Source organism: Xanthomonas sp. MUS 060, assembly GCF_000963215.1.
GTDB lineage: Bacteria > Pseudomonadota > Gammaproteobacteria > Xanthomonadales > Xanthomonadaceae > Xanthomonas_A.
In genome coordinates this window covers 18,583-44,974 of the sequence record NZ_JZIM01000001.1, presented here as the reverse complement: position 1 = coordinate 44,974, position 26,392 = coordinate 18,583, and the positions used below count along the sequence as shown (strand labels likewise).

General features: G+C 63.0%; 17 protein-coding genes. 10 read left to right on the top strand and 7 right to left on the bottom strand.

Features of this window, described 5'->3' with window-relative positions:
* Positions 1-4: 4 nt before the first annotated feature.
* The 3 genes from XANALMUS060_RS00155 to XANALMUS060_RS00145 are packed head-to-tail and all read right to left on the bottom strand — an operon-like array spanning position 5 to position 2,668.
* Entirely contained in the window at positions 5-1,363 is a 1,359-nt protein-coding gene (locus XANALMUS060_RS00155; RefSeq protein ID WP_045736647.1) for an O-antigen ligase, read from the bottom strand.
* A complete protein-coding gene (locus XANALMUS060_RS00150; protein ID WP_045737038.1) occupies positions 1,344-2,459 on the bottom strand; it encodes a glycosyltransferase in 1,116 nt (371 codons plus the stop codon). The genes XANALMUS060_RS00155 and XANALMUS060_RS00150 overlap by 20 nt, the downstream gene beginning before the upstream one ends.
* Positions 2,460-2,470: 11 nt before the next feature.
* Positions 2,471-2,668, bottom strand: coding sequence for a zinc-finger domain-containing protein (locus XANALMUS060_RS00145; protein ID WP_045727055.1), 198 nt, complete (start codon positions 2,666-2,668; stop codon positions 2,471-2,473).
* 183 nt (positions 2,669-2,851) lie between these two features.
* On the opposite strand from XANALMUS060_RS00145, the gene XANALMUS060_RS00140 reads away from it, so the two are divergent.
* Positions 2,852-3,115, top strand: a complete 264-nt coding sequence (locus tag XANALMUS060_RS00140) for a helix-turn-helix transcriptional regulator (protein ID WP_255352335.1) — start codon at positions 2,852-2,854, stop codon at positions 3,113-3,115.
* A gap of 586 nt (positions 3,116-3,701) precedes the next feature.
* Here the strand turns inward: XANALMUS060_RS00140 and XANALMUS060_RS00135 are convergent.
* Positions 3,702-5,993, bottom strand: coding sequence for an NADP-dependent malic enzyme (locus XANALMUS060_RS00135; protein ID WP_045736645.1), 2,292 nt, complete (start codon positions 5,991-5,993; stop codon positions 3,702-3,704).
* A gap of 169 nt (positions 5,994-6,162) precedes the next feature.
* A complete protein-coding gene (locus tag XANALMUS060_RS00130) occupies positions 6,163-7,509 on the bottom strand; it encodes a dicarboxylate/amino acid:cation symporter (RefSeq protein WP_045736644.1) in 1,347 nt (448 codons plus the stop codon).
* A 435-nt stretch (positions 7,510-7,944) separates the two neighbouring features.
* Here XANALMUS060_RS00130 and XANALMUS060_RS00125 point away from each other — a divergent pair, with 435 nt between their 5' ends.
* The 3 genes from XANALMUS060_RS00125 (at position 7,945) to XANALMUS060_RS00115 (ending at position 12,830) form a co-directional block, all read left to right on the top strand.
* Positions 7,945-9,084: a porin gene (locus XANALMUS060_RS00125; protein WP_045736643.1), complete on the top strand. Its 1,140-nt coding sequence runs from the start codon at positions 7,945-7,947 to the stop codon at positions 9,082-9,084.
* A 127-nt stretch (positions 9,085-9,211) separates the two neighbouring features.
* Positions 9,212-10,144 carry a cache domain-containing protein gene (locus XANALMUS060_RS00120; protein ID WP_045736642.1) on the top strand — a complete coding sequence of 311 codons (933 nt, stop codon included), beginning with the start codon at positions 9,212-9,214 and terminating at the stop codon, positions 10,142-10,144.
* A gap of 28 nt (positions 10,145-10,172) precedes the next feature.
* Complete coding sequence (locus XANALMUS060_RS00115; protein WP_045736641.1) at positions 10,173-12,830, top strand: PAS-domain containing protein; 2,658 nt, start codon at positions 10,173-10,175, stop codon at positions 12,828-12,830.
* A gap of 155 nt (positions 12,831-12,985) precedes the next feature.
* On the opposite strand, the gene XANALMUS060_RS00110 is transcribed toward XANALMUS060_RS00115, so the two are convergent.
* Complete coding sequence (locus XANALMUS060_RS00110; protein WP_045736640.1) at positions 12,986-13,624, bottom strand: response regulator transcription factor; 639 nt, start codon at positions 13,622-13,624, stop codon at positions 12,986-12,988.
* A 177-nt stretch (positions 13,625-13,801) separates the two neighbouring features.
* Here XANALMUS060_RS00110 and XANALMUS060_RS18055 point away from each other — a divergent pair, with 177 nt between their 5' ends.
* The 3 genes from XANALMUS060_RS18055 to XANALMUS060_RS00095 all read left to right on the top strand — a co-directional run bounded on the left by XANALMUS060_RS18055 (position 13,802) and on the right by XANALMUS060_RS00095 (position 19,701).
* The gene (locus XANALMUS060_RS18055; protein ID WP_235430281.1) at positions 13,802-15,619 is read left to right on the top strand and encodes a two-component regulator propeller domain-containing protein; all 1,818 of its coding nucleotides are present in this window, start codon (positions 13,802-13,804) and stop codon (positions 15,617-15,619) included.
* Positions 15,504-18,482 carry a ligand-binding sensor domain-containing diguanylate cyclase gene (locus tag XANALMUS060_RS00100; protein ID WP_235430312.1) on the top strand — a complete coding sequence of 993 codons (2,979 nt, stop codon included), beginning with the start codon at positions 15,504-15,506 and terminating at the stop codon, positions 18,480-18,482. Before XANALMUS060_RS18055 ends, XANALMUS060_RS00100 begins: the two co-directional genes overlap by 116 nt.
* A 187-nt stretch (positions 18,483-18,669) precedes the next feature.
* Positions 18,670-19,701 (top strand): LacI family DNA-binding transcriptional regulator, encoded by a 1,032-nt coding sequence (locus tag XANALMUS060_RS00095; RefSeq protein WP_045736638.1) that lies wholly within the window; start codon positions 18,670-18,672, stop codon positions 19,699-19,701.
* Between the two features lie 52 nt (positions 19,702-19,753).
* Here XANALMUS060_RS00095 and XANALMUS060_RS00090 read toward each other — a convergent pair whose 3' ends face one another.
* Positions 19,754-21,094 carry an MFS transporter gene (locus tag XANALMUS060_RS00090; protein WP_045736637.1) on the bottom strand — a complete coding sequence of 447 codons (1,341 nt, stop codon included), beginning with the start codon at positions 21,092-21,094 and terminating at the stop codon, positions 19,754-19,756.
* On the opposite strand from XANALMUS060_RS00090, the gene XANALMUS060_RS22605 reads away from it, so the two are divergent.
* The 3 genes from XANALMUS060_RS22605 (at position 21,093) to XANALMUS060_RS00075 (ending at position 26,347) form a co-directional block, all read left to right on the top strand.
* Positions 21,093-21,224: a hypothetical protein gene (locus tag XANALMUS060_RS22605; RefSeq protein WP_255352334.1), complete on the top strand. Its 132-nt coding sequence runs from the start codon at positions 21,093-21,095 to the stop codon at positions 21,222-21,224. The genes XANALMUS060_RS00090 and XANALMUS060_RS22605 overlap by 2 nt on opposite strands.
* Before the next feature lie 159 nt (positions 21,225-21,383).
* On the top strand, positions 21,384-24,377 hold the full coding sequence (locus XANALMUS060_RS00085; protein WP_082064744.1) for a TonB-dependent receptor: 2,994 nt from the start codon (positions 21,384-21,386) through the stop codon (positions 24,375-24,377).
* Positions 24,378-24,424: 47 nt separating this feature from the next.
* Positions 24,425-26,347: an alpha-amylase family protein gene (locus tag XANALMUS060_RS00075; protein ID WP_082064742.1), complete on the top strand. Its 1,923-nt coding sequence runs from the start codon at positions 24,425-24,427 to the stop codon at positions 26,345-26,347.
* The last annotated feature ends 45 nt before the right edge of the window (positions 26,348-26,392 follow it).

Genomic DNA, 26,392 nt, shown 5'->3' with positions numbered 1-26,392 from the left:
CCGCCTAGGCCGACGCCACCAGCCCCTCTGGACTCCCCGCATCGGGCTCCTTCGCCAAGAGCGCGCCGGCATACAGACCGACCAGCATTAGCGCCAGCGAACCCCAGAACGACGAATAGAACGCCAGATGGGTGTTGAACGGGAACACCGTGATCAGCAACGCCTGCATCGCCGGCCGCGCACGTTCGCGCGCCGCAGCCGACGCGTAACGCCAAGCCCGCCAGGCCTGCGCAGCGCCGGCCAGCCAGAGCAGCAGACCGATCACACCCGTTTCGCTGAGCACCTCGAGCACGATCTGGTGGGCATGAAGGGCCGGCTCCCGGCCCCACTCGCCGGGCTGGGTCGGAGTCGGATTGCAAGCGGCATAGGCCTCGCGGAAAGACCGCACCCCCACCCCGCTCAACGGATGCTGACGGATCATGCACCAGGAGGCCGCCCAGATCTGCGCACGGCCCGTCAATGCCGCATTGAGATCGGCCGGTTGCCCGCTCAACGCGCGCGCGCTGCGCTCGAATCGGTCATGCACCTGCGGCGATACAAGACCGAGCACGCCGGCCCCCAACACTGCGGCGACACCGAGCGCCAGCAACTTGCGCACACCCAGCAAACGCCAACCCGACAGCACCAGCAGCAGCGCATAGGTGATCCACGACGCACGCGACCCGGCCAATACCAGCACCACCCCCACCGCCATGGCAGCCAGCAACCACCCCCAGGCGCCACCGCGACGCGCAGCCACCCACAACAAGAATGGCGACACACTCGCCAGCACCTGGCCGAACTTGAGATTGCACGGACCAAACACACCACTGAGACGATCGGCCGCCATGGCTTGCTGCGCCGTACACAGACCATGATGGCTGATCGTCCACTTCAACTGATCCATCGACCAGAACAGCGGACTGGTACCGCACACCGCCTGCAACAGAGCGTCCAGCGTCCAGATCGCGGCAATCACCCCCAGACCGTTGAAGGTGAAGCGACGCCCGCGCGGCGTCGCCACGGCCATCGCCACCAACCACAGGAACGGCAGAAAACGCAGATCCACCGCCGACTCGCGCAGCGCCAGCGGCACGTCCACCGCGCCCAGCGCCGACAGCGGCTGCGGTAGCCAATAGGCCAGGAACAACAGCGTAGTCAGCGCCCAGGCCGGCCCGCTCAACAAGCCCGCACCGCCACCACGGAAGCGGCTGTGCAGCAAGCGCGCCAAGGTGAGCAGCGCGCCCAGCGCCAGCACACTCGCAGCCAAGCCCGGTGCCGGCCACAGCGCGACGAAGGCCAGTACCCAGACCGGCGCCCAACGCTCCCCGGATTCCGTCGCAGCAGACGTGGACAAGAACCTCTCAGGGCCGGAGTTCGTCATAGATCGCCAGAGTACTGCGCTGCATCGCCTGCAGGGTATAGGGAATCGTGGCCGGCAGCGCCGGTGGCGACGTCAGCAATTGGCGCGCGACCGCATGCAGCGCGGCGGCATCGAAAGTGGCCACTGCGCCGCCAGGCTGCAATTGCGCCAGCAGTTCGCCGACCCCACCGTGCGCCCAACCCAGTACCGGCCGGCCCACCGCCAGCGCCTCGACCACGGTGCGACCGAATGCCTCGGGCTTGCGCGACAATTGCAACACCAGATCGCTGGCGGCATAGGCCTGGGCGATGTGCGCGGTCGGCGCGGTAAACGCGACCGCATCGGCAACGCCCAGCGCGCTCGCCTCGGCCTCCAATTCGCGCACATACGCCTCGCGTCCGGGTTCGCGTGCGCCAGGCAACCACAATCGCACGTCGTCACCGGCGCCACGCAGCGCCGCCAGCAACCGCAACGCATCGGCATGGCCCTTCAGCCGTGTGCCACGGCCCGGGAGCAACAACAACGGACCAGTGTGACCGGCGAGCGCCGGTACCTGCGTCGCGGCCCAGGCACGCGCGCCCGGATCCGGCCAGGGCCGACGCGGAAACTGCACCGGGTCGATACCGCGCGCAATCACTCTTAACCGCGCCGGATCGGTCTGCGGATAGTGCCGCAGCACGTAGCCGCGCACCGTGTCGGACACGCAGATCACCCGCTCGCCACGGGTCATCACCGCGCTGTAGCGGCTGGGCGAATTGAGTCCATGCACGGTGGTGACGAAGCGCGGACGCTGCACCGTCGGCATAGCGCGCAGCGCATGCCAGCCAAGCCAGGCCGGCAATCTTGAACGGGCATGCACGATGTCGACGCGCTCGCGCGCGAACAGCCCCCGCAACGCAGGCACATGGCGCAGCGTCAGCAGCGACTTGCGCCCGATGTCCAAAGCAAGATGCTCGGCACCTACAGCGGCCAACGCCGACAACAGCCGCCCACCGGCCGACACCACCAGCGCACGATGCCCAGCGGCGACCAGCGCCTGGGCGATTTCCAACGTGGAGCGCTCCACGCCACCGGACTCCAGCGCCGGCAGCAATTGCACGACGGTCAGACGGTGCATCGCACCATCGATCAATCGACCAGCACGAAGACCGAACCGCAATACGGACATTTGGCCTGACGGTCGGCCGCGTCCTGGATCGGCAGGTAGACACGCGGATGCGAGTTCCACAGTGCCATTTCAGGGGTCGGACAGCACAGCGGCAGGTCGGCGCGGCGCACCTCGTAGCGCGTCTGGGCATTGGCGGGCGCGGTGGCGGTCTGGCTCATGGCAATGGGGACACATGGGTAGATAAGGGCCAATTCTAGCAGCCCCCCGGGGTGCGGGCGGGTTGCTACAGCCGGCATCGCGCCCCCTCCGACCCACCCTGTTCGACTAACATGCTTGATGCGGAACGACGGCAACACTATGCTGGCAATACGCGGCGCCGATATGCCGCTTCGAGGTGTTCTGTGGATATAGGTGTGCGATTGATGCAGGCGCGGCGAAATGCAGGCTTCACTCTGCGCGAGCTTGCCGCCTTGTTGGGCGTGGCGCATAGCACCCTTGGTCACTGGGAGAACAACCGTTCTGTTCCCAATGCCAGGCATTTGTTGAAGATCGCCGAACTTACCGGCGTTGACGCTTATGTGTCGCTCACTGGCAAGCCCTCCAAGCTGAACCAAAACGACAGCGACAGTCTGCCGTTGCCTGTTGGTAGCAAGCGTCTGGCCTGAGAGGAGTGACGCTTTGATAACGCCGCCACGATGAAGCGTGGCGGCGCAGTTTCTTCGTGTGCATCACAAAATGGCGGCCAGCCCAGTGACGCAGCATCGGTGCTCGTCAACTACCGAGCGCTGGGGAAGTGCGCTCCTGCAGCGCTGACAGCCTCGGCCTGATCAGCTTAAGCGCACTTTCACAAGTCAAACCCCACGCCTGCGTGCATTGACACCCGTGGCCGCATCTCATCAGGACGCCCCCCGCCATCGCCATCACGCGGTCGGCGCTGCCGATGGTCTACCGCCAAGGCGAACAGCCAAAGAGCCTCCATGGCTCAGCTTCAAATAATGGAACGCAGGCTTCTCTACCACGGCACTAGGCTCGCCTCCCGGCAATAACCGCCTGGACTCAACTTTCAAGTGCAACACCTTTCAATCAGGCAGAAGGTTGCACGCGGAAGTTGAGTCTGAGCGCTGTTAATCCGTGGATCGCGACCCAGCCCCATATCGACGACTCAACGCTATCGACTTCCCAACATTCGCCAGCTTTTCGATACAAGAGAAAGCCATGCGATTTACTGGCGAATCTGCCGTTGCAGCGAACTCAACCAATCTTCTCCGCTTCCATCTGCTTGCGGATCTGCGCATCGACGGCGGCGATCGCGGTCATGTTCATTACCCGACGCGCGGTGGTGCTGGTGGTGAGAATATGCACCGGCTTGGAAATCCCCATCAGAATCGGCCCGATCGCCACCCCGTCGGTAAAGACACGCACCAGGTTGTAGGCGATATTGGCCGCCTCCAGGTTCGGTAACACGAACAGGTTCGCACGCCCTTTGAGCGTGCTATTGGGCATGATCTGATTGCGCAATGCCTCGTCCCAAGCGGTGTCGCCCTGCATCTCGCCATCGATATTGAGATCGGGCTTGCGCTTGAGCAGCGCCTCACGCACATGGCGCATCTTCAGCGCATCGCGCGAGTCGTGGCTGCCGAAGTTGGAGTGCGACAGCAATGCGATGTTCGGCTCGATGCCGAACAACTTCAGCCGATAAGCGGCCTGCAAGGTGGCCTCGACGATCTGCTCCACGCTTGGGTCTTCCTGCACGTGGGTATCCACGAAAAAGAACACGCCCTGCTGATTGATCATGCCGGTCATCGCCGAGGTGGAGCTGACCCGCGGCTCCAGCGGAATCACACTACGCGCATAGCCGAGTTTCTTGTGGAAGCGACCGACCACGCCGGAGAGCAGCGCATCGGCCTCGCCACGCGCGACCATCACGGCGGCGATCAGCGTCGGCCGCGAACGCATCAGCTCTTTTGCGGCAGTGACAGTCACGCCACGCCGCTCGGTGAGCGCGTGGTAGTACTGCCAATAATCGTTAAAACGTGGATCGTCATAGATGTTGGTGATCTCGAAATCCACGCCGGCGGTGATGCGCAGCCCCATGCGTTGGATGCGCGCTGCGATCACGTCCGGGCGCCCGATCAGAATCGGAAACGCCAGACCCTCGTCGATCACGCTCTGCACCGCGCGCAGCACGACTTCCTCTTCGCCCTCGGCGTAGACCACACGCTGCTTGTCGGCACGCGCGCGGTCGTACAGCGGCTTCATCATCAGGCTGGTGCGGTAGACGAACTGGCTGAGTTTGTCGCGATAGGCATCCATATCGGCAATCGGGCGCGTGGCCACACCCGAGTCCATCGCCGCCTGCGCCACCGCAGAAGAGAGCTCGACCAGCAGGCGCGGGTCCAGCGGCCGTGGAATCAGGTAGTCGGGCCCGAAACTCGGTGTCTCGCCGCCATAGGCCGCGCCGAGATCGGAGGCTTCGCGCCGCGCCATCCCCGCGATCGCCTTGACGCAGGCGATTTTCATCGCCTCATTGATGCCTGTTGCACCGGCGTCGAGCGCACCGCGAAACAGGTAAGGGAAGCACAACACATTGTTGATTTGGTTCGGATAGTCCGAACGGCCGGTACCGATAATGGCATCCGGACGCACGGCCTTGGCCGCTTCCGGGGTGATTTCCGGATTGGGGTTGGCGAGCGCGAAGATCACCGGCTGCGGCGCCATCGTCGCCACCATCTCCGGCGTGAGGATGCCCGCCGCCGACAAACCGAGAAAAATATCCGCGCCTTCGACGATTTCCGCCAGGGTGCGTTTATCGGTATCGCGCGCGTAGCGCGCCTTGTCCGGATCCAGATCGGTGCGGCCGGTGTGGATCACTCCATCGCGATCCAGCGCCAGGATATTTTCCGGCTTCAGGCCGAGCGACACCAGCATATTGACGCAGGAGATGCCGGCCGCGCCCATGCCGGTAGTGGCAAGTTTGATGTCCTCGATGTTCTTTCCGGTGACCACCAGTGCATTGAGCACCGCCGCACCGACAATGATCGCGGTGCCATGCTGATCATCGTGAAACACCGGGATATTCATGCGTTCGCGCAGCTTGCGCTCGACAATGAAACACTCCGGCGCTTTGATGTCTTCCAGGTTGATGCCGCCGAAAGTCGGTTCGAGGCTGGCGATAATATCGACTAGCTTGTCCGGGTCGTTTTCGTTGATCTCGATGTCGAATACATCGATGCCAGCGAACTTCTGGAACAACACGCCCTTGCCTTCCATCACTGGCTTGGATGCCAGCGGCCCGATATTGCCCAGCCCCAATACGGCGGTGCCGTTGCTGATGACCGCGACCAGATTGCCGCGCGCGGTCAGTTCGCTGGCCTGCTGCGGATCGGCGACGATGGCTTCGCAGGCAAACGCCACGCCTGGCGAGTAGGCCAAGGACAGGTCGCGCTGGGTCAACATCGGCTTGGTCGCGGCGACCTTGATCTTGCCCGGTGGCTCCTGCCGGTGATAGTCGAGTGCGGCCTGTTTGAAATCGTCGTTTGACATTGAGGGCTTCTTTCGTCGAAGAGCGCGGAGGAGCGGAATTCTACTCCGAGGATCTGCGCCTGTTCTGTCCATCAGCTGTCGCGATGCGCTTGTGTGCATGGAAAATGCACAATCCCGGCGATGCCTGTGCGTTCGCACGATCGCCTCGCAATCCACGCACCACGACGGGTTACGCCGCCGTCGCGGGCAAGGTGGCGTCGCCTGTGTCCAATGCCAGGCGTAGACGGTCGCGATCCAACGCATTCTCCCAACGCGAGACCACCACAGTGGCCACCGCGTTGCCGATGAAGTTGGTCAACGAACGGCACTCGCTCATGAAACGGTCCACACCAAGAATCAGCGCCAGGCCGGCCATCGGCACTTCCGGCACCACTGCCAGGGTCACCGCCAAGGTGATGAAGCCAGCACCGGTCACGCCGGCCGCGCCCTTTGAGCTGATCATCGCCACCAACAACAAGGTGAGCTGATGACCAAGAGTCAACTCGGTGTTGGTCGCCTGCGCGATGAACAGCGCGGCCAGCGTCATGTAGATATTGGTGCCGTCGAGATTGAACGAATAGCCAGTGGGCACCACCAGGCCGACGACCGACTTCTCGCAGCCAGCATGCTCCATCTTTTCCATCAGCGAGGGCAGTGCCGATTCGGAGGAAGACGTACCAAGCACCAACAGCAACTCCGACTTCAGGTAGCGGATCAATTTGAAGATCGAAAACCCGCACAGGTGCGCCACCGCACCCAGAATCACCAACACGAACAGCAGCGAGGTGATGTAGAACGCGCCGACCAACCAGGCAAGGTTCACCAGCGACTGCACACCATGTTCGCCGATGGTGTAAGCGATCGCGCCAAATGCACCGATCGGCGCGGCCTTCATCAGCAGATGCACCAGTTTGAACACCGGCGCGACCAAGGCATTGAGCAGGTTCAGCACCGGCTTGCCGCGCTCGCCCACCAACGCCAGCGACACACCGAACAACACCGCCACGAACAGCACCTGCAGGATGTTGGGACCAGCCAACTTGCCGTTGATCACCTGGTCACCGGTAAAGGCACCGATCAGCGAGTTGGGGATGATGTCCATCAAAAAGCCGGTCATGGTCAGTTGGTGCGACTGCTGCACGTAACTGTCGATCTTGCTCTGGTCCAACGTCGCCAGATTGGCATTCATGCCCGCGCCGGGCTGCACCACGTGCGCGACGATCATGCCCACCACCAGTGCCAGCGTGGAGAAAAACAGGAAATACACCATCGCCTTGACGAAGACCCGACCCACCGTCTTCAACTGCGTCATCCCGGCGATACCGGTCACGATGGTCAAGAAAATCACCGGGGCGATGATCATCTTCACCAATTTGATGAATGCGTCGGCCAGCGGTTTGAGTTGTACAGCCCAGGCAGGATCGAGATGGCCGAGTAATGCACCGACAACAATGGCGAACAACACCTGGGCATAAGTGTGCCGGTAGAACGGTACGGGCCGCGGCCCGCGACCTGCCGCTGGAAAGGGACTGTGCATCTGAAGGCGCTCCGGAACGGCCCGACAACCCGACGCGGGTCGCGGAATGCAGCCTTTGTACGCGTCAAGGCCGTAAAAGCAGATAACCCATTGGTCGTAGTTTTCGTTGCGGGCACCTCCGGCGCGTGGGCGCACCCCCAAACGCGCACGGAAGCCGGAGCCCTCGGGAACCAGCATCACGTTCACAGATATGCGTCGCGTCCCCCCAGCACTTTCGCCAGGACGCGACCCTTAAGTTGAACGATTCACATATGAATTGTGATTTTATCGTTAAAGAATTGTAGCCAGCGACCGCTATCACCTAGATGTAAGCCGTTATCGAGGACTGCATCCGCCTCGATGACCGTCTTTCATGCGTCGCTGCCCCCCGTGTCACATCGCGTCCTGACCAGGGGCTGTGGCGCTTCTTTGACCTTAATCGAGACAAACTCCATCATGCGCCACAGCCTCCTTTTCGCCGCACTGGGCCTGACCGCCGCCGCTCCCGCCATCGCCGCCAACGGCTTCGATCACTGGCCGACCAAAGCGACCTTCAACGACGGCACCACGCTGGCTGCGGTCGGCACCTACCAGTACGACTGGAACACCTTCTCCAACGACAACGCTCGCCTGCTGGAGAACAACCACACGTTCCGGCGCAAGGAATTCGGCGTCCATTTGAATAAGGATGGCGTCTACGACGCGATGGTGGGCTTCGACTTCCAGTCCAAGCAGTGGCTGGACGTGTTCTTCGGCCTGGAGACCAAGGCGCTGTTCGGCAACGACTACGGCCACGTGCGCCTGGGCTACATCAAGGTGCTGGGCGGTCTGGAAGCCGCGCTCCCGGTGCAGGCGATCTATCAAGGCCGCCGCACTGGCGCGGAGTGGACTTTCGAGCAGCCGCAGTACCTGCTGCAAGCTGCCGTGTACGGCGGCAAAGACCTGCAGGGCCACAATCCCGGCACCACCCAGGCTGTCCATGCCGCGTGGACCCCGTTCAAGGCCGAAGGCGATGTGCTGCACCTGGGCGTGGTGTATTCGCAGGAAAATCCGCGCGGCTATCACAACGGTCTGAACGTGAGCTTCAGCCCCAGCGTGCGTCTGAATACACCTCCTGAAGTCGCGCTGACCCCTGTGAGCCTGATCGATTCGGGCATCCTGATCGACGTCGACCAGATCCGCCGCACCGGGCTGGAAGCGCTGTGGATCAAGGGGCCGTTCTCGCTGCAGGGCGAGGCGCTACGCGCCGACGTGAGCCGCACCAACAGCCTTCCCAACTACAGCGCAGACGGCCAGTACGTGTTCGCCAGTTATGTGTTGACCGGCGAATCGCGCCCGTACAGCGCCGGCAACGTCGATATGGTCAAACCGGCCAACGCCTATGGCGCAGTGGAAGTGCTGGTGCGCTACAGCCGCCTGGATCTGAACGACGGCAACGTGCTCGGCGGCAACCAACACGATTGGACCTTCGGCGCCAACTGGTACCTGACCAATCATTTCAAGTTCCAGTTGAACTACGTGCGCGCCGATGCCGAACGCGCCGGCATGCAATTCAAGCCGAACTCGGTGGACCTGCGCGCCCAAGTCCAGTTCTGATCCACCCGTCGCGAGTACGGTGGTCCGGGTACATATCGGACCACCACGCGATCACGCGTGCGACACGGCGGACACCGCGTCGCACGCCAGCTAAGCTGATGCGGAACTGACCATCGTCCTTCTCCGCATGTCCTTCTTTTTGCATCACCGCCACCGCATCCTGCTACTGAGCGGCATCGTCGGCGCAATGGTGGTGGTCATGCTGTCGGCACAGCACTTGGCCGAACAGCGTGCGCGACGCAGTGAAAGCCTGCAACTGCACCAGCAATTGCAGTTGTATGCGCAATCACTGCAACAACGCATCGAGCGCTATCGGACCATACCGCAGATACTGGCGCTGGACCCGGAGTTGCGCAACGCGCTAGAGCGTCCACTGAGTCCGGCCACGCAGCGACGGCTGAATCTGAAACTGGAACGTGCAAACGCCGTCACCCACTCATCGACGCTGACCCTGATCGATACCAATGGCCTCGCGCTGGCCGCCAGCAACTGGCGCTCTGCCAGCAGCAATGTCGGGACCGACTATGGCTTCCGACCCTACGTGAAACAAGCACTGACTCAAGGGAAAGCAGGCTTCTACGGCATCGGCATGACCACCAACGTGCCAGGTTATTTCCTCTCGCAGGCGATCAAAGACGACGCCGGACGAGTACTGGGCGTCATCGTCATCAAGATCGAGCTGGCCGCAATAGAGCGCGAATGGCGGCATTTGTCCGACATCGTCCTGGTCAGCGACCATCACGACATCGTCTTCCTGTCCAACCGCGATGTCTGGCGCTACCGTCAATTACAGCCGCTCGGTGCGCGCGAGCACGACGAACTGCTGGCAACCCGCCAGTACGCCCAGCAGCCGCTACTGTCGATGCAACGGCGCGTACTGGATACGCTGGAAGATGGCACTCAGGTGATCCGCATCGACGTCCCAGCGCATCCGGCGCCATTGCTGTGGCAACGCATCGCGCTACCGGAAAACGGATGGCGACTGCATTTACTGCACGACATCAGGGGTCCGCGTGGCGTGCGACACGGCGGACACCGCGTCGCACGCCAGCTAAGCTGATGCGGAACTGACCATCGTCCTTCTCCGCATGTCCTTCTTTTTGCATCACCGCCACCGCATCCTGCTACTGAGCGGCATCGTCGGCGCAATGGTGGTGGTCATGCTGTCGGCACAGCACTTGGCCGAACAGCGTGCGCGACGCAGTGAAAGCCTGCAACTGCACCAGCAATTGCAGTTGTATGCGCAATCACTGCAACAACGCATCGAGCGCTATCGGACCATACCGCAGATACTGGCGCTGGACCCGGAGTTGCGCAACGCGCTAGAGCGTCCACTGAGTCCGGCCACGCAGCGACGGCTGAATCTGAAACTGGAACGTGCAAACGCCGTCACCCACTCATCGACGCTGACCCTGATCGATACCAATGGCCTCGCGCTGGCCGCCAGCAACTGGCGCTCTGCCAGCAGCAATGTCGGGACCGACTATGGCTTCCGACCCTACGTGAAACAAGCACTGACTCAAGGGAAAGCAGGCTTCTACGGCATCGGCATGACCACCAACGTGCCAGGTTATTTCCTCTCGCAGGCGATCAAAGACGACGCCGGACGAGTACTGGGCGTCATCGTCATCAAGATCGAGCTGGCCGCAATAGAGCGCGAATGGCGGCATTTGTCCGACATCGTCCTGGTCAGCGACCATCACGACATCGTCTTCCTGTCCAACCGCGATGTCTGGCGCTACCGTCAATTACAGCCGCTCGGTGCGCGCGAGCACGACGAACTGCTGGCAACCCGCCAGTACGCCCAGCAGCCGCTACTGTCGATGCAACGGCGCGTACTGGATACGCTGGAAGATGGCACTCAGGTGATCCGCATCGACGTCCCAGCGCATCCGGCGCCATTGCTGTGGCAACGCATCGCGCTACCGGAAAACGGATGGCGACTGCATTTACTGCACGACATCAGGGGTCCGCGTGCCGCCGGCCACGCTGCGGCGCTGGCCGCAGGCGGCATCTGGCTCGCATTGGCATTGCTGGGCCTGTTATTCCAACAACACCAGCGCCTGGCGTGGCTGCGCCAGCGCAGCCGACATGAACTGGAATCGCTACTGCAACAGCATGCACAGGAGCTCCACACCGCACAGGATGGCATCGTGCAAGCAGCGCAACAGGCCAACACGGGGCTCAGCCGCAGCTTGGAACACTTACCACAAGGCGTGGTGATCATCGACACGCAACTGCGTCTTGTGGCGTGGAATTCGCGCTACCTGGAAATTTTCCGTTTCCCGCCAGAACTGATCTGCGTCGGTCGTCCGATCGAGGACGTCTTCCGCTACAACGCACGCCGAGGCTTGCTCGGCCCCGGCCCGGTGGAAGCGGCAATTCAACGCCGCCTGGACCACTTGCGCAGCGGTCGCCCGCACATGCACGAGAGCGAGAAAGAAGACGGCACCGTGCTGGAAATCCGTGGCAATCCACTGCCCGACGGCGGCTTCGTGACCAGCTATGCCGACATCACCAGCTACAAAAACGCCGCGCGCGAACTGCGCTCGTTAGCCAATGCACTGGAAACCCGCGTCGCCGAACGCACCCGCGACCTAGCCGCGGCCAAACGCGAGGCCGAAAACGCCAACCGCTACAAAACCCGCTTCGTCGCTGCGGCCGTCCACGACCTGTTGCAGCCACTCAACGCCGCACGCATGTTCGTCTCGGCGCTACGCGGCAAGTTGCACGACAGCGACGCGCGGCAAATCGCCGACCATGTCGACAACGCACTGGTGGCGCAGGACGCGATCCTCAACAGCTTGCTGGATATCTCGCGACTGGAATCGGGCACGCTGAAGACTCAGGTGCAGGACATCGCACTGGACCCGCTCCTGCGAGCACTGACGCACGAGTTCGGCATTCTCGCCGAGGACCGCGGCCTACGTCTGAACTACGTGCCAAGCCGAGCCACGGTGCGCAGCGACGCGACCCTGCTGCGACGCATCCTGCAAAACTTCCTATCCAATGCGCTGCGCTACACACCAAATGGATGCGTTCTGCTGGGCTGCCGACGCGATGGCGCCAACCTGCGCATCGAAGTCCACGATCAGGGCCCTGGCATCCCCGATGCGCTGCAGCAAGAGATCTTCGAAGAGTTCCGCCGGCTCGGCGACGGCGTCGCCCAGGATCGCGGCGCCGGCCTGGGCCTTGCGATCGTGGAGCGCATCGGACGCCTGCTCGGACACCGCATCAGCCTACGCTCGCAGTTGGGGCGTGGCAGCGTGTTCGCCGTCACCGTGCCGCTGGGCGATGCCGCCGCCATGACGCAACCGCAGGCACCGGCCGCAGTGGCCAGCGACAACGGCGACGATCCTATCCTCCACGGCTGCAGGGTCTGGTGTATCGACGACGACCCACGCGTATGCCAAGCCAACAGCGCCTTGCTAACACGCTGGGCGTGCCGAGTAGAGCTGGCGGCCAGCCCGAAGCAAGCGCTGGCCGCAGCGCAGCCGCTACACGCACCGGAGCTGGTGCTACTGGACATCCACATGGACGAACACGATGGACCCAGCCTGTTCGCGCAACTTTGTGCCCGCTGGCAGGCTGAACCGCGCTTGATACTGGTCACTGGCGAAATGGATCCGACGTTGCGCGCACTCGCCCAGCAGCACGGCTGGGGCTTGCTGGTCAAACCGGTACGCGCGCCGGCCTTACGTGCCCTGATGACGCAAATGCTGTTGCGACGCGGCCAGAACATCTGATGAAGTGTGGATTGGAATACCAACAAAATCGAAGATGATGCCATGCGGGCCAATCCTCAACCCACGACCGCGCGCGTGGAGCAATCAACGCGTCGATATCGGCGAAGCAGTCGGTCTTGGCGATATACAGCCAATCCCTAGGCCGCAACCACGGCTCACGCCTCACCTTCCGGCTCCAGCGCCTTGACCAGCAGTGCAGCCTGAGTCCGACTGTGACATTCGAGCTTCTTCAAAATGCCTGTCACATGGACCTTGACCGTGTTCTCGGCCAAACCCAGTGTGTAAGCGATCTGCTTATTGAGCAGCCCATCGGCCAGGCACAGCAGTACCCGGAACTGTTGCGGCGTGAGTTGGGCCAGACGGGCCGCCAACTGCGCATCGGCCTGCGAACGGGCGACTGTCAGCGGCGGGAACCAGGTACCACCTTCGAACACCGCCGCCACCGCCACCCCGATGGTTTCGGCAGGAGACGACTTTGGAATGAATCCAGCGGCACCGAACTGCTGCGCACGACGGATCACGCGTGGATGGTCGTTGGAGGAAATCACCACCACCGGCACATCCGGGCGCTCGCCACGCACATGCAAGAGCGCCGAGAAGCCACGCGCACCGGGCATCGCCAGATCCAGCAAGACCAGATCGGCATCGGCATGCGCGGCCAGTGCGTCATCCAAGTTGGCGGCGCTTGCCGCCTCGACGACCTGGGCGCGCGGCAACGACTGCCGCAGCACATGCAACACAGCAGCCCGAAACAAGGGGTGGTCGTCAGCAACCAGGATCTTAGGCCCATCCATAGCACATAGTCTGACATGCGCATCGGCGGCAAGGCAGTAACGCGCACTCAAGCCAGGGGCCATTCCGGCCGATAATGCGGCGTGAGCACATTTCTCTCCACACTGACCCGCTGTTCGTCGCATGCCATTTACGGCTGCATGCTAGGACTGCTTTTGACACCGGGTGCAGCCCTGGCTGTGAACACGACCACGCACAGCAGCCTGGAGCACTTTGGCCTGGACGAGGGTCTGTCACAACTGACGATCAATGCGTTGCAAAGCGACGATCAAGGATTCCTGTGGCTCGCCACGCAGGAAGGCTTGAACCGCTTCGACGGGCATCAGTTCCGCACCTACCGGCGTGAACTCGATAGCAGCGAGAAGCAAAGCCTGGTCAGCAGCAGCATCGACAGCCTGGCCTTCGAATCCCAAGGCAAACGCCTATGGGTGGGCAGCAACGATGCCGGGCTGGAGGTGATCGAACTGACCACCTGGCGCCGCCATCGGCTCAATACCAGTGATGGGCTGTCGAACAACCGGATCACCCAGATCCTGCTCGATCCGCACGGAGGCGCATGGCTCGGTACCGAACGCGGTATCAATCGTGTGGATGCCACGGTGCGCCAGATACAGCAACTGGGCGGGGACACCTCCGTGGTGGGCTTGGACTGGATGCCGGATGGCAAACATGCCGTGGCACTGGACCGAAATTGCCGGCTGTGGCAACTGAGTCCCGACACCCGCCAGGAGCTGCCGACGCCGCACGGCATCGACGAGTGCGTGGCATTGAAGTCCGGCCCGGAAGGACTATGGCTCGCCTCGTCCAGAGGCGGCCTGCTCAAGCTCGACGCACACGGTGCCGTGCTGGCGCATTGGACAACAGCGCAACTGCTGACAGACGGCGGCGACCTCACTGCGCTGATTCGGCTCAAGGACGGACGGCTACTGATCGGCACCAGCAATGGGATCGTCACGCAATTGAGCGCCAATGGTCACGAACCGCTGCGGCTGACCTTCGACACCCCGGCACATAGCAGCATCACCCGCTTCTACCAGACCGCCGAAGGCAACTGGTGGATCGGCACCTATACCGAAGGGTTGTACCGGGTACGGCCGTTGTCGGCGATGATCCGCAACGACGAGGAAAATCTCAACGATACCCACGAATGGCCCAGCAGCAGCGTGCGTAGCATCTGGCGCGATGGTGAGCGCATCCTCATCGGCACCGATCAAGGCTTGGTGATGCGCGACAATAACGCATCTCCCTGGCACATCCCACCTGGACTGGCGAGCGCGGCGATCCGCGCGCTCGTCCCCGATTCCGACGGTTGGTGGCTGGGAACGCGACACGGGCTCTGGCACCTGAGTCACGACGGCGAATTGCGGCAACTGCAAGGCCTGTTGGACGACCAAATCAGCGACCTGCTGCTGGAAGGCAACACGCTATTGGTCGCCACCCGGCGTGGTCTGAACCGTGTGGTCGCCGGCCACATACAGAATGACCCGCGCGACGCGCCACTGGCGGGTCATCAGTTAACCCGGCTCTACCGCGATGCCGACAACACGCTGTGGATCGGCTGCAACGACTGCGGCCTGTGGCGCATGCGCAACAATCAGCCTGCCGTGGCCTACCATCCGCGGGGCGCAGAATTGTATCCCTCGATCTGGTCGCTGTACGCACACAACGGTACGCTCTGGGTGGGCACGTTCTCCGGCGGCCTATACGGCATCCCATTCCGGCCGATAATGCGGCGTGAGCACATTTCTCTCCACACTGACCCGCTGTTCGTCGCATGCCATTTACGGCTGCATGCTAGGACTGCTTTTGACACCGGGTGCAGCCCTGGCTGTGAACACGACCACGCACAGCAGCCTGGAGCACTTTGGCCTGGACGAGGGTCTGTCACAACTGACGATCAATGCGTTGCAAAGCGACGATCAAGGATTCCTGTGGCTCGCCACGCAGGAAGGCTTGAACCGCTTCGACGGGCATCAGTTCCGCACCTACCGGCGTGAACTCGATAGCAGCGAGAAGCAAAGCCTGGTCAGCAGCAGCATCGACAGCCTGGCCTTCGAATCCCAAGGCAAACGCCTATGGGTGGGCAGCAACGATGCCGGGCTGGAGGTGATCGAACTGACCACCTGGCGCCGCCATCGGCTCAATACCAGTGATGGGCTGTCGAACAACCGGATCACCCAGATCCTGCTCGATCCGCACGGAGGCGCATGGCTCGGTACCGAACGCGGTATCAATCGTGTGGATGCCACGGTGCGCCAGATACAGCAACTGGGCGGGGACACCTCCGTGGTGGGCTTGGACTGGATGCCGGATGGCAAACATGCCGTGGCACTGGACCGAAATTGCCGGCTGTGGCAACTGAGTCCCGACACCCGCCAGGAGCTGCCGACGCCGCACGGCATCGACGAGTGCGTGGCATTGAAGTCCGGCCCGGAAGGACTATGGCTCGCCTCGTCCAGAGGCGGCCTGCTCAAGCTCGACGCACACGGTGCCGTGCTGGCGCATTGGACAACAGCGCAACTGCTGACAGACGGCGGCGACCTCACTGCGCTGATTCGGCTCAAGGACGGACGGCTACTGATCGGCACCAGCAATGGGATCGTCACGCAATTGAGCGCCAATGGTCACGAACCGCTGCGGCTGACCTTCGACACCCCGGCACATAGCAGCATCACCCGCTTCTACCAGACCGCCGAAGGCAACTGGTGGATCGGCACCTATACCGAAGGGTTGTACCGGGTACGGCCGTTGTCGGCGATGATCCGCAACGACGAGGAAAATCTCAACGATACCCACGAATGGCCCAGCAGCAGCGTGCGTAGCATCTGGCGCGATGGTGAGCGCATCCTCATCGGCACCGATCAAGGCTTGGTGATGCGCGACAATAACGCATCTCCCTGGCACATCCCACCTGGACTGGCGAGCGCGGCGATCCGCGCGCTCGTCCCCGATTCCGACGGTTGGTGGCTGGGAACGCGACACGGGCTCTGGCACCTGAGTCACGACGGCGAATTGCGGCAACTGCAAGGCCTGTTGGACGACCAAATCAGCGACCTGCTGCTGGAAGGCAACACGCTATTGGTCGCCACCCGGCGTGGTCTGAACCGTGTGGTCGCCGGCCACATACAGAATGACCCGCGCGACGCGCCACTGGCGGGTCATCAGTTAACCCGGCTCTACCGCGATGCCGACAACACGCTGTGGATCGGCTGCAACGACTGCGGCCTGTGGCGCATGCGCAACAATCAGCCTGCCGTGGCCTACCATCCGCGGGGCGCAGAATTGTATCCCTCGATCTGGTCGCTGTACGCACACAACGGTACGCTCTGGGTGGGCACGTTCTCCGGCGGCCTATACGGCATCGATCTCAAACGCGATACCGCGGTCCGCTACAGCGATCGCGAAGGACTGGGCAGCAATGTCATCTACACGATCCTGCCGGACATGCAGGGACGGCTGTGGCTGAGTACCAACAACGGATTGAGTGTGCTCGATCCCGCTACCGGGATCGTGCAGAATCTAGGCCGACGCGACGGGCTGCCAAATCAAGAGCACAACAGCGGCCATGGCTATCGCGATGCACAGGGGATGCTGTACTTCGGTGCCCCCCAGGGCATGGACGTGATCGACCCCAAAATCCTGCCACGCCGCAGTGCGCCGGCACGCGCCGTGCTGACGGATCTACGAATTCTCAATGCAAGCGAAGGCCGTCATAGCGGCGCCACTCATACCGAGACCAACGTGGTCTATGCGCATCACATCGCGCTGAATTACCGCGATAACGTGTTCACCCTCGGGATGACCGCGATCGACTTCGCCGCACCCGGCAGCGCGCGCCTGCGCTATCGCATGCATGGCCTAAAGCAGGGATGGATCTATCCACAAAGCGCGTACAGCGAACTCTCAGTCAGCCATTTACCACCGGATCTTTACACGCTGGTGGTGCAGGCTGCCGGCCGCGACGGCCAGTTCGGTGACTCGCGCGCGCTGGAGATCGAGGTACTACCGCCACCATGGCGGCACCCGCTGGCCTATGCCTGCTACACACTGCTCGGGCTGGTGTTGATCGGCCTGGGATTACAAAGATTCCGCCGCACGGTCAACCGCGAACGCGAGATGGTGGAACTCCTCAACCTCACCGTCGCCGAGCGCACGCGCCAACTCGAACACGCCAATCAGCAGTTACTGCAGAGCAATCATCAACTGGAGTCCGTCACCCGCATAGACCCGCTGACCCGCGTCGCCAATCGCCGCGAGCTGCAAGACTGGCTGGCACGCGAGTGCCCCGCGCTACTGAGCGCATTGGAAGATGGCAGCAGCGGCGACGCCTTGTATTTTTTCATGATCGACATGGATAACTTCAAGCGCATCAACGACGACTACGGCCACCTGACAGGCGATGCCGCCCTGGTGCATTGCGCGGAGATCTTGCGCGGACTGTGTGGCGAACGCGACCTGCTGGTGCGCTGGGGCGGCGAGGAGTTCATGCTCGTCACCCGTCTCCCCCGAAATGGTGCTGCCGAAACACTGGCCGAACGTCTGCGTGTGGCCGTGGCAACGCACCACCTCGCGCTGCCCGAACGCGAACTGGCGATGACCTGTTCTATCGGCTACGCACCGTGGCCATTCGTCGCCGCCTGGCCGACACTGGGCGACTGGGAACAAAGCGTGGGCCTGGCCGATCGCTGCCTATACGCGGCCAAGGGCGCAGGCAAAGACGGATGGGTCGGCCTGGCGCCTGGACCAGCCCCGGAGCGACCGCGCGTGCATGGGCTGTTGGCAGGCGGCGCTCCGGAAGAACTCGGCGACAACGTGCGCATTCTGCACTCCCCAGAAAAACTGCCGCGCTTCGCGCGCTGAGCGCGCCACACATAGTCGGCTTCAGCGCAAACGAGGTGCGCGGCATGCCACCACGACGAGTCCGCAGAACTGGCACAGGTTGCGACGCATCCACTGTGTTGGGATAGGGCGACGGTCATTACAGTGCCGTACTACTCGGCTGGCATACACTGCAATTTCAGCCTCACCTGCCGCTTGGTTCGATCGCATGCCCGACAAACCCGAACCCGCCGTACCCAGCGCGCGTCTGCAGATGGCCGACATCGCGCGCATGGCCGGCGTTTCAGCATCGACCGTCTCGCGTGCGCTGGCCGACAATCCGGTCGTCGCCGAGCGCACGCGTGCCTACATCAAGCAACTCGCCAAAGAAGCGGGCTACCGGGTCGATCCGATCGCACGCAGCTTGCGTGCGCGACGCTCGAACATCATCTGCGTAGGCGTGCCGCTGATGCACGCGCACGAACAACCGCTGTCCGACCCCTTCATGATGACCATGCTGGCGCTGCTCGCCGATGCCTTGACCGCGCGTGGCTACAGCATGCTGCTGTCCAAATTGCATCAGCACCAGGACCATTGGGTTGAAGACCTTGCGCGCAACAGCCGCGCCGACGGCATCATCATGCTCGGCCAGAGCCACGAACATGCCGCACTCGACGCCGCTGCGCGTGGCGGTCTGCCGATGATCGTGTGGGGCAGCCGCATCGACGGCCAGGCCTACACCAGCGTTGGCAGCGACAACCTGCGCGGCGGTGAACTGGCCACCACGCACTTGATCGAACACGGCCGCCGCCGCATCGCCTTCCTCGGCGACGAGGCACTGCCGGAGGTGGCGCCGCGTTTCGCCGGCTACCGGCGCATACTCGAGGCACACGGACTGAGCTTCGACCCGCGCCTGCACGCACGCAGCCATTTTCTCAGCGAGGACGCCTATCGGCTGACCCGCGCAATGCTCAAAAAAACCGCGCCACCGGATGCGGTGTTCGCCGCGTCGGACAGCATCGCTCTGGGCGCGATCCGTGCCCTGATCGAAGCCGGACACAGCGTCCCGCAGGACATCGCACTGATCGGTTTCGACGACATTCCACTGGCCACCTACAGCCAACCACCGCTCACTACCGTGCGTCAGGATCTCGCTCACGCCGCCACCGCGCTGGTGGACGGCGTGCTGAGTCTGATCGCCGGCGAAGTCGTGGCCTCGGTGGAATTACCGGTGAGCCTGGTGGTGCGCGACTCGGCGTGAACGGCAGGAATGCTTGGCAATTCACACACGCGCCGCGTCGCGGCACGAGACGTCAGTTGCTGACGTCGTTCGCCTGACGTGTTCGCCATCGCGCAACCGGGCTCCTCACCAACAGCATCGCCACCGCCGCCGCCAGCATCAGACCACCAGCCAGACGGATCACATTGCGCGGATCGCTCTGCAACAGAGAGTCGTAATACAGCGGCAAGGTCACGATCTGAATCAACATCGGCAGCACGATAAACAGATTGAACAAGCCCATGTACACACCCGTGCGCTCGGGCGGAATGCTGTTGGCCAGCATCAAATAGGGATTGCCCATCATGCTGGCCCACGCCAGGCCAATGCCGACCATCGGCAGCAACAACAGCCATCGATCATGGATCGACGGTAGCAGCCACATACCGACGCCCGCAGCAATCAGGCACGCGACATGCGTGAACTTGGGACCGACCCGGCGCGCCACCGGCACCATCGCGAACGCGGCCAGGAACGCAACGAAGTTGTAGAAGCCACCGATCTGACCATTGACCAGGCCCGCCTCGCGGAAACCATGCGAATCGGCCGCCGTGGTACCGAACAGCGTGGTCGACAAGGACAGGACGATGTACTGCCAGTAGCAGAACATCGCATACCACTGAAACAGCATCACCAACGCCATCTGCCGCATCGTCGGCGGCATTTGCCGAATCGCATCGACGATCTCGCGCACGGTGGCTAGTGGCCCGACTGACGCATGCCGCAAGCGTTCCAACGCCTGCGGCGACAACTTCGGCTCGCGCACGCTATAGGCGGTGAGCAGGATCGAGACAGCGGAAAAAGTCGCGCCGATGGCGAACGCAGCGATGGTGACATAGGGAATGTGATGCGCATTGGCCGCATCCTGATTCATACCCAACCACACCAGTAGCGGCGGCGTCGCATAGGCCAGTGTCTGAGCGAGGCCGGTGAACGCGCTCTGGGTCAGATAGCCTAATGGACGCTGCGGCTGGGTCAGCACGTCGCTGACCAAGGCACGGTATGGCTCCATCGCCACGTTATTGGCCGCGTCCAATAACCACAACAAGAGCACCGCCATCCACAACGCAACACTGAAAGGCATGGTCAACAGGCACACACTGCAAACCAGCGCACCCACCACCATGTACGGCATGCGCCGGCCCCAACGGGTCACGGTGCGGTCGCTGAGCACACCGACAACTGGCTGCAATACCAGCCCGGTCATCGGGCCGGCCAGCCACAGGTACGGCAAATTGGCGTGGTCCGCGCCCAAGTAGTTGTAGATCGGACTCATGTTGCTCTGCTGCAATCCGAAGCTGTACTGCACGCCAAAGAAACCAGCGTTGAGCGCCAGCACGCGCGCGAGCGGAAGCAAGGGGCGATCAGAACGCATGAGCATCAACCTAGATGAGCCAGGTGCGCGGGAGGCACACCGCAGCGGCGAGCGGATGGTGATTTTCTTGCAATCGTTTGTAACGCTGCACCGCAACATCCGCATCATTCAAAAATCAAACAAAAAATAGCTTGATGCTCGATGGCGAAATTTGCTGCAATGCAAGTTGCAATCGATTGTAAGTACGCGTATCTGTCACTCGCCCCACCGTTTGCACGGGGCGTGCCCGCCAACGCTGTCGCGAGCACGGCCCGTCCCACCGTCATCACTTGCTTCGGGAGAGAACGCGATGCACCCCTCTTCAATCCGCCTGCAGACCCTGGCTCTGGCCGTTGCCGCAGCGCTGTCCGCACCCACTGCCGCCCTGGCGCAGCAGGCCGCCGCTGCCACGAGCGACACGCCCCAGGCAAAAGGCGATGTGATCAGCCTGGACTCGGTGTTCGTCACCGGCACCGCCACGGCCAAGAGCAAACTCAAATCCAGCGTATCGGTCAGCACCGTCGGCGCTGAAGCGATCGAACAGTCCGCGCCGCGCAGCACCGCCGAGATCTTCCGCAACATCCCCGGCATCCGTTCCGAATCCAGCGGCGGCGAAGGCAATGCCAACATCGCCGTGCGCGGCCTGCCGGTCGCATCCGGCGGAGCCAAGTTCCTGCAATTGCAGGAGGACGGGCTGCCGGTGCTGGAATTCGGCGACATCACCTTCGGCAATGCCGATATCTTCCTACGCTCGGACTACAGCCTTGAGCGCATCGAAGCGATCCGCGGCGGTTCGGCCTCGACCTTCGCCAGCAACTCGCCCGGCGGCATCATCAACTTCATCAGCAAGACCGGGGAGACCGCTGGCGGTAGCGTCGGCCTCACTCGCGGCCTCGGCGGCTACGACAACACGCGGCTGGACTTCGACTACGGCGCGCCGTTCGCCGAACACTGGCAATTCAACATCGGCGGTTTCTACCGCCGCGGCGACGGCGCGCGCGATGCCGGCTACACCACCGACAAAGGCGGCCAACTCAAGGCCAACCTGACCCGGTTGTTCGACAACGGCTACGTGCGCGTCTACGCGAAATATCTCAACGACCGCGCTGCCGGTTATCTGCCCGTGCCGACCCTGGTCAGCGGCAGCGATGGCTCGCCGCACTTCGGCAGCATCAATGGCTTTGATCCCGGCACCGATACGCTGTACAGCCCGTACTTCCGCAGCAGCACCACGCTGGACGGTAAAAATCGGCCATCGCGGGTGGAACTGGGCGACGGTATGCACCCGCTGTCGCGTGCGTTCGGCGCCGAAGCGCAGTTCGATGTCGGTAGCGGTTGGACCCTGACCGACAAATTCCGCATCGCCGATACCTCCGGTGATTTCGTCTCGCCATTCCCCGCACAAGTGACAGATGCCGGCACACTGGCCACCAGCATCGGTGGCGCGGGTGCCGGCCTGCGCTACGTCGACGGCCCGAATGCCGGCCAGGCTTACAGCGGACTGGCAATGCGCACGCATCTGTTCAACGTCCATCTCAACAACTTGGACAATGCGGTCAACGACTTCAGCCTGGCGCGCGACTTCGGCAACGGCAACGGTGGCAGCCTCAACCTTAAAGCCGGTTGGTACACCTCACGGCAAACCATCAATGCGGACTGGACCTGGAATTCCTACGTGCTCTCGCTCGCGCACCGTGCGCGACTGCTGGACGTGGTCGGCGCCGACGGCAGCCTGCTCTCGCAAAATGGGCTCTACGCCTACGGCGTGCCGTACTGGGGCCTGGACAACACCCGCCACTACGATGTGCGCTACGACATCAACGCGCCCTATCTAGCACTGAGTTGGGATCAAGGACCACTGAGCGTGGACGGCAGCCTGCGCTATGACATGGGCCGAGCGCGCGGCAACACGTCCGGCGGCGCGCTGGTCAACAACGTCGACGTCAATGGCGACGGCGTGATCGAGGCACCGGAGCGCAGCGTGGCGACCATCGACTACGCCAATCGCAAGCCGGTACGCTACGACTGGAATTACCTGTCTTACTCGTTCGGCGCCAATTACCTGATCAACGACGACCTGGCCGCTTTCGCGCGCTACAGCCGTGGCGCACGCGCCAACGCCGACCGTCTACTGTTCGGGGTGGTGCGCGACGATGGCTCGGTCTCTTCCAACGAAGCGGTGAACGTGGTCAAACAGCTCGAAGGCGGCCTGAAATGGCGCAGCGGCGGCCTGAGCCTGTTCGCTACCGCCTTCGCCGCACGCACCCAGGAGCAGAACTACGAAGCAACCACCCAACGCTTCTTCGACCGCACCTACAACACCCGCCACTACGATGTGCGCTACGACATCAACGCGCCCTATCTAGCACTGAGTTGGGATCAAGGACCACTGAGCGTGGACGGCAGCCTGCGCTATGACATGGGCCGAGCGCGCGGCAACACGTCCGGCGGCGCGCTGGTCAACAACGTCGACGTCAATGGCGACGGCGTGATCGAGGCACCGGAGCGCAGCGTGGCGACCATCGACTACGCCAATCGCAAGCCGGTACGCTACGACTGGAATTACCTGTCTTACTCGTTCGGCGCCAATTACCTGATCAACGACGACCTGGCCGCTTTCGCGCGCTACAGCCGTGGCGCACGCGCCAACGCCGACCGTCTACTGTTCGGGGTGGTGCGCGACGATGGCTCGGTCTCTTCCAACGAAGCGGTGAACGTGGTCAAACAGCTCGAAGGCGGCCTGAAATGGCGCAGCGGCGGCCTGAGCCTGTTCGCTACCGCCTTCGCCGCACGCACCCAGGAGCAGAACTACGAAGCAACCACCCAACGCTTCTTCGACCGCACCTACAAAGCGCACGGCCTGGAACTTGAGGCCGCCTACCGTATCGAGGGCTTCGGCCTCAACGGCGGACTGACCTGGACCGACGCCACCATCGACAAGGACCAGATCACCCCGGCCAACGCCGGCAACACGCCGCGTCGCCAGGCCCGATTCGTCTGGCAACTGACGCCGAGTTACCGCGGTGAGCGCTACGAGGTCGGCGTCAACGCCATCGGCACAACCTCGGCCTACACCCAGGACAGCAACCAGCTGAAAATGCCCGGCTACACGCAGGTCAACCTGTTCGCCGACTATCGCATCACCGATGCGTTGACCGTCTCGCTCAACGTCAACAACGTGTTCAACACCTTCGGTATCACCGAAGCGGAGGAAGCCTCGATCGCCGATGCCTCCTCCAACATCATCCGCGCGCGCTCTATCCCGGGCCGCACCTCCAGCATCAGCCTGCGCTACGACTTCTGACCAAGGACTCGACGTCCGCGTCCCGTGCGGGGCGCGGTCTCACTCCCATGACTGTTTCCTCTCCCGACACGCCTTCCCTTCTCGCCGCCCACACACTGTGGCAGCAACACCTGCACGCGGATGTCGCCGCGACAGTGCTGCCGCGCCTGCAAGTACACGGCGAGCGCCTACTGGCGCCATTGCACGCGCTTTACGGCAAGCACCCAGCGTTTGCGCAATGGATGCCACAGTGGCTCGAACAACTCGCCAACGCCGCCAACGTGCGTCCACTGGACCTGCGCCGGCTGGATGTCGAGCGCGCACCCGACTGGTTCGGCACACCGGCCATGCTCGGCTACAGCGCCTATGTAGACCGCTTCGCCGGCACACTGAGCGGAGTGGGCGAACGTGTACCGTATTTGCAGGAACTAGGCATACGCTACCTGCACCTGCTGCCATTCCTGCGCGCGCGCGCGGGCGATAACGATGGCGGCTTCGCAGTCAGCGACTATGGCCAGGTCGAGCCGCGACTCGGCAACAACACCGACCTGATCGCACTCACCACACGCCTACGCCAGGCCGGCATCAGCCTGTGCGCCGATTTCGTCCTCAACCACACCGCCGACGACCATCCCTGGGCGCTGGCGGCCAAGCGCGGCGACACACGCTACCTGGACTACTACCACCACTTTCCCGACCGCGGCACGCCCGACCGCTACGAACACACCTTGGCGCAGGTATTTCCGCATACCGCCCCAGGCAACTTCACCTGGGTGGAAGACGCCGATGCCTGGCTGTGGACCACGTTCTATCCCTACCAGTGGGATCTGGACTGGAGCAATCCAGCGGTCTTCGGCGAAATGGCATTGGCACTGCTGCACTTGGCCAACCTGGGTGTGGAAGTGTTCCGCCTGGATTCCACCGCCTACCTGTGGAAACGCCCAAATACCGACTGCATGAACCAGCCGGAAGCGCACACGATCCTGCAGGCACTGCGCGCGCTCACCGACATCCTCGCTCCGGCCGTGCTGCTGAAGGCCGAAGCCATCGTGCCGATGGCACAACTTCCACCCTACTTCGGCACCGCCGCGACGGGCGGCCAGGAATGCCATCTGGCCTACCACAGCACGCTGATGGCCGCTGGCTGGGTGGCACTAGCCGAGCAACGCGGCGACATCATGTACAACGCGATCGCGCAGACGCCCGCGCTGCCGCCGGCCTGCGGCTGGCTGAGCTACGTGCGTTGCCACGACGACATCAACTGGAATGTGCTGCAGCGCGAAGCCGCTGGTGGCGATGGCGTGGCACCGTTCGCGCTGACGCGCGTGGCGCAGTTCTACGCCGGCAAACTCCCAGGCAGCTATGCGCGCGGCGAAGCATTCCAGAGCAGCGGCGAAGGCGTGCACGGCAGCAACGGCATGAGCGCAGCATTGGTCGGTATCGAAGCAGCCTTGGCCGCCAGCGATATCGCCGCACTGGAACTGGCCGTGCGCCGCCTGGTGCTGCTCTATGCAGTCGCGCTGGCGATGCCTGGTATTCCACTGCTGTACATGGGCGACGAACTGGCGTTGGGTAACGACACGACTTACCGCGAGGATCCGCTGCGCCACCATGAAGGCCGCTGGTTGCATCGCCCGATGATGGACTGGGCGCGCGCCGCGCAACGCCACGACAGCAATCAGCTTACTGGGCAGGTTTATTCCAGGCTGCGCCGCCTGATCGATGCGCGCGCGAGCACCGCGGCCCTGGCCGCCGACCAGCCGCTGCGCGCTGTGCCGTTGCACGATCCGGCCTTACTCGGCCTCGCCCGCGGCGAGGATTTTTTCGCCATCTACAACTTCAGCGCACAACCTGTGGCTGTGAAACTAACGGCGATCACCGGCGAGGGCATATGGCAGGCCATCGCCGATGGCGGCGACGATGCTGCAACGCTGGCGGACTGGGATGACGCCCTCCCCGCCTACAGCCTGCGCTGGTGGCGGCGCGGCTGAGCACGATCGTCGTCTCCTCCAGCAATACGCAACGCTTTGCTCTCC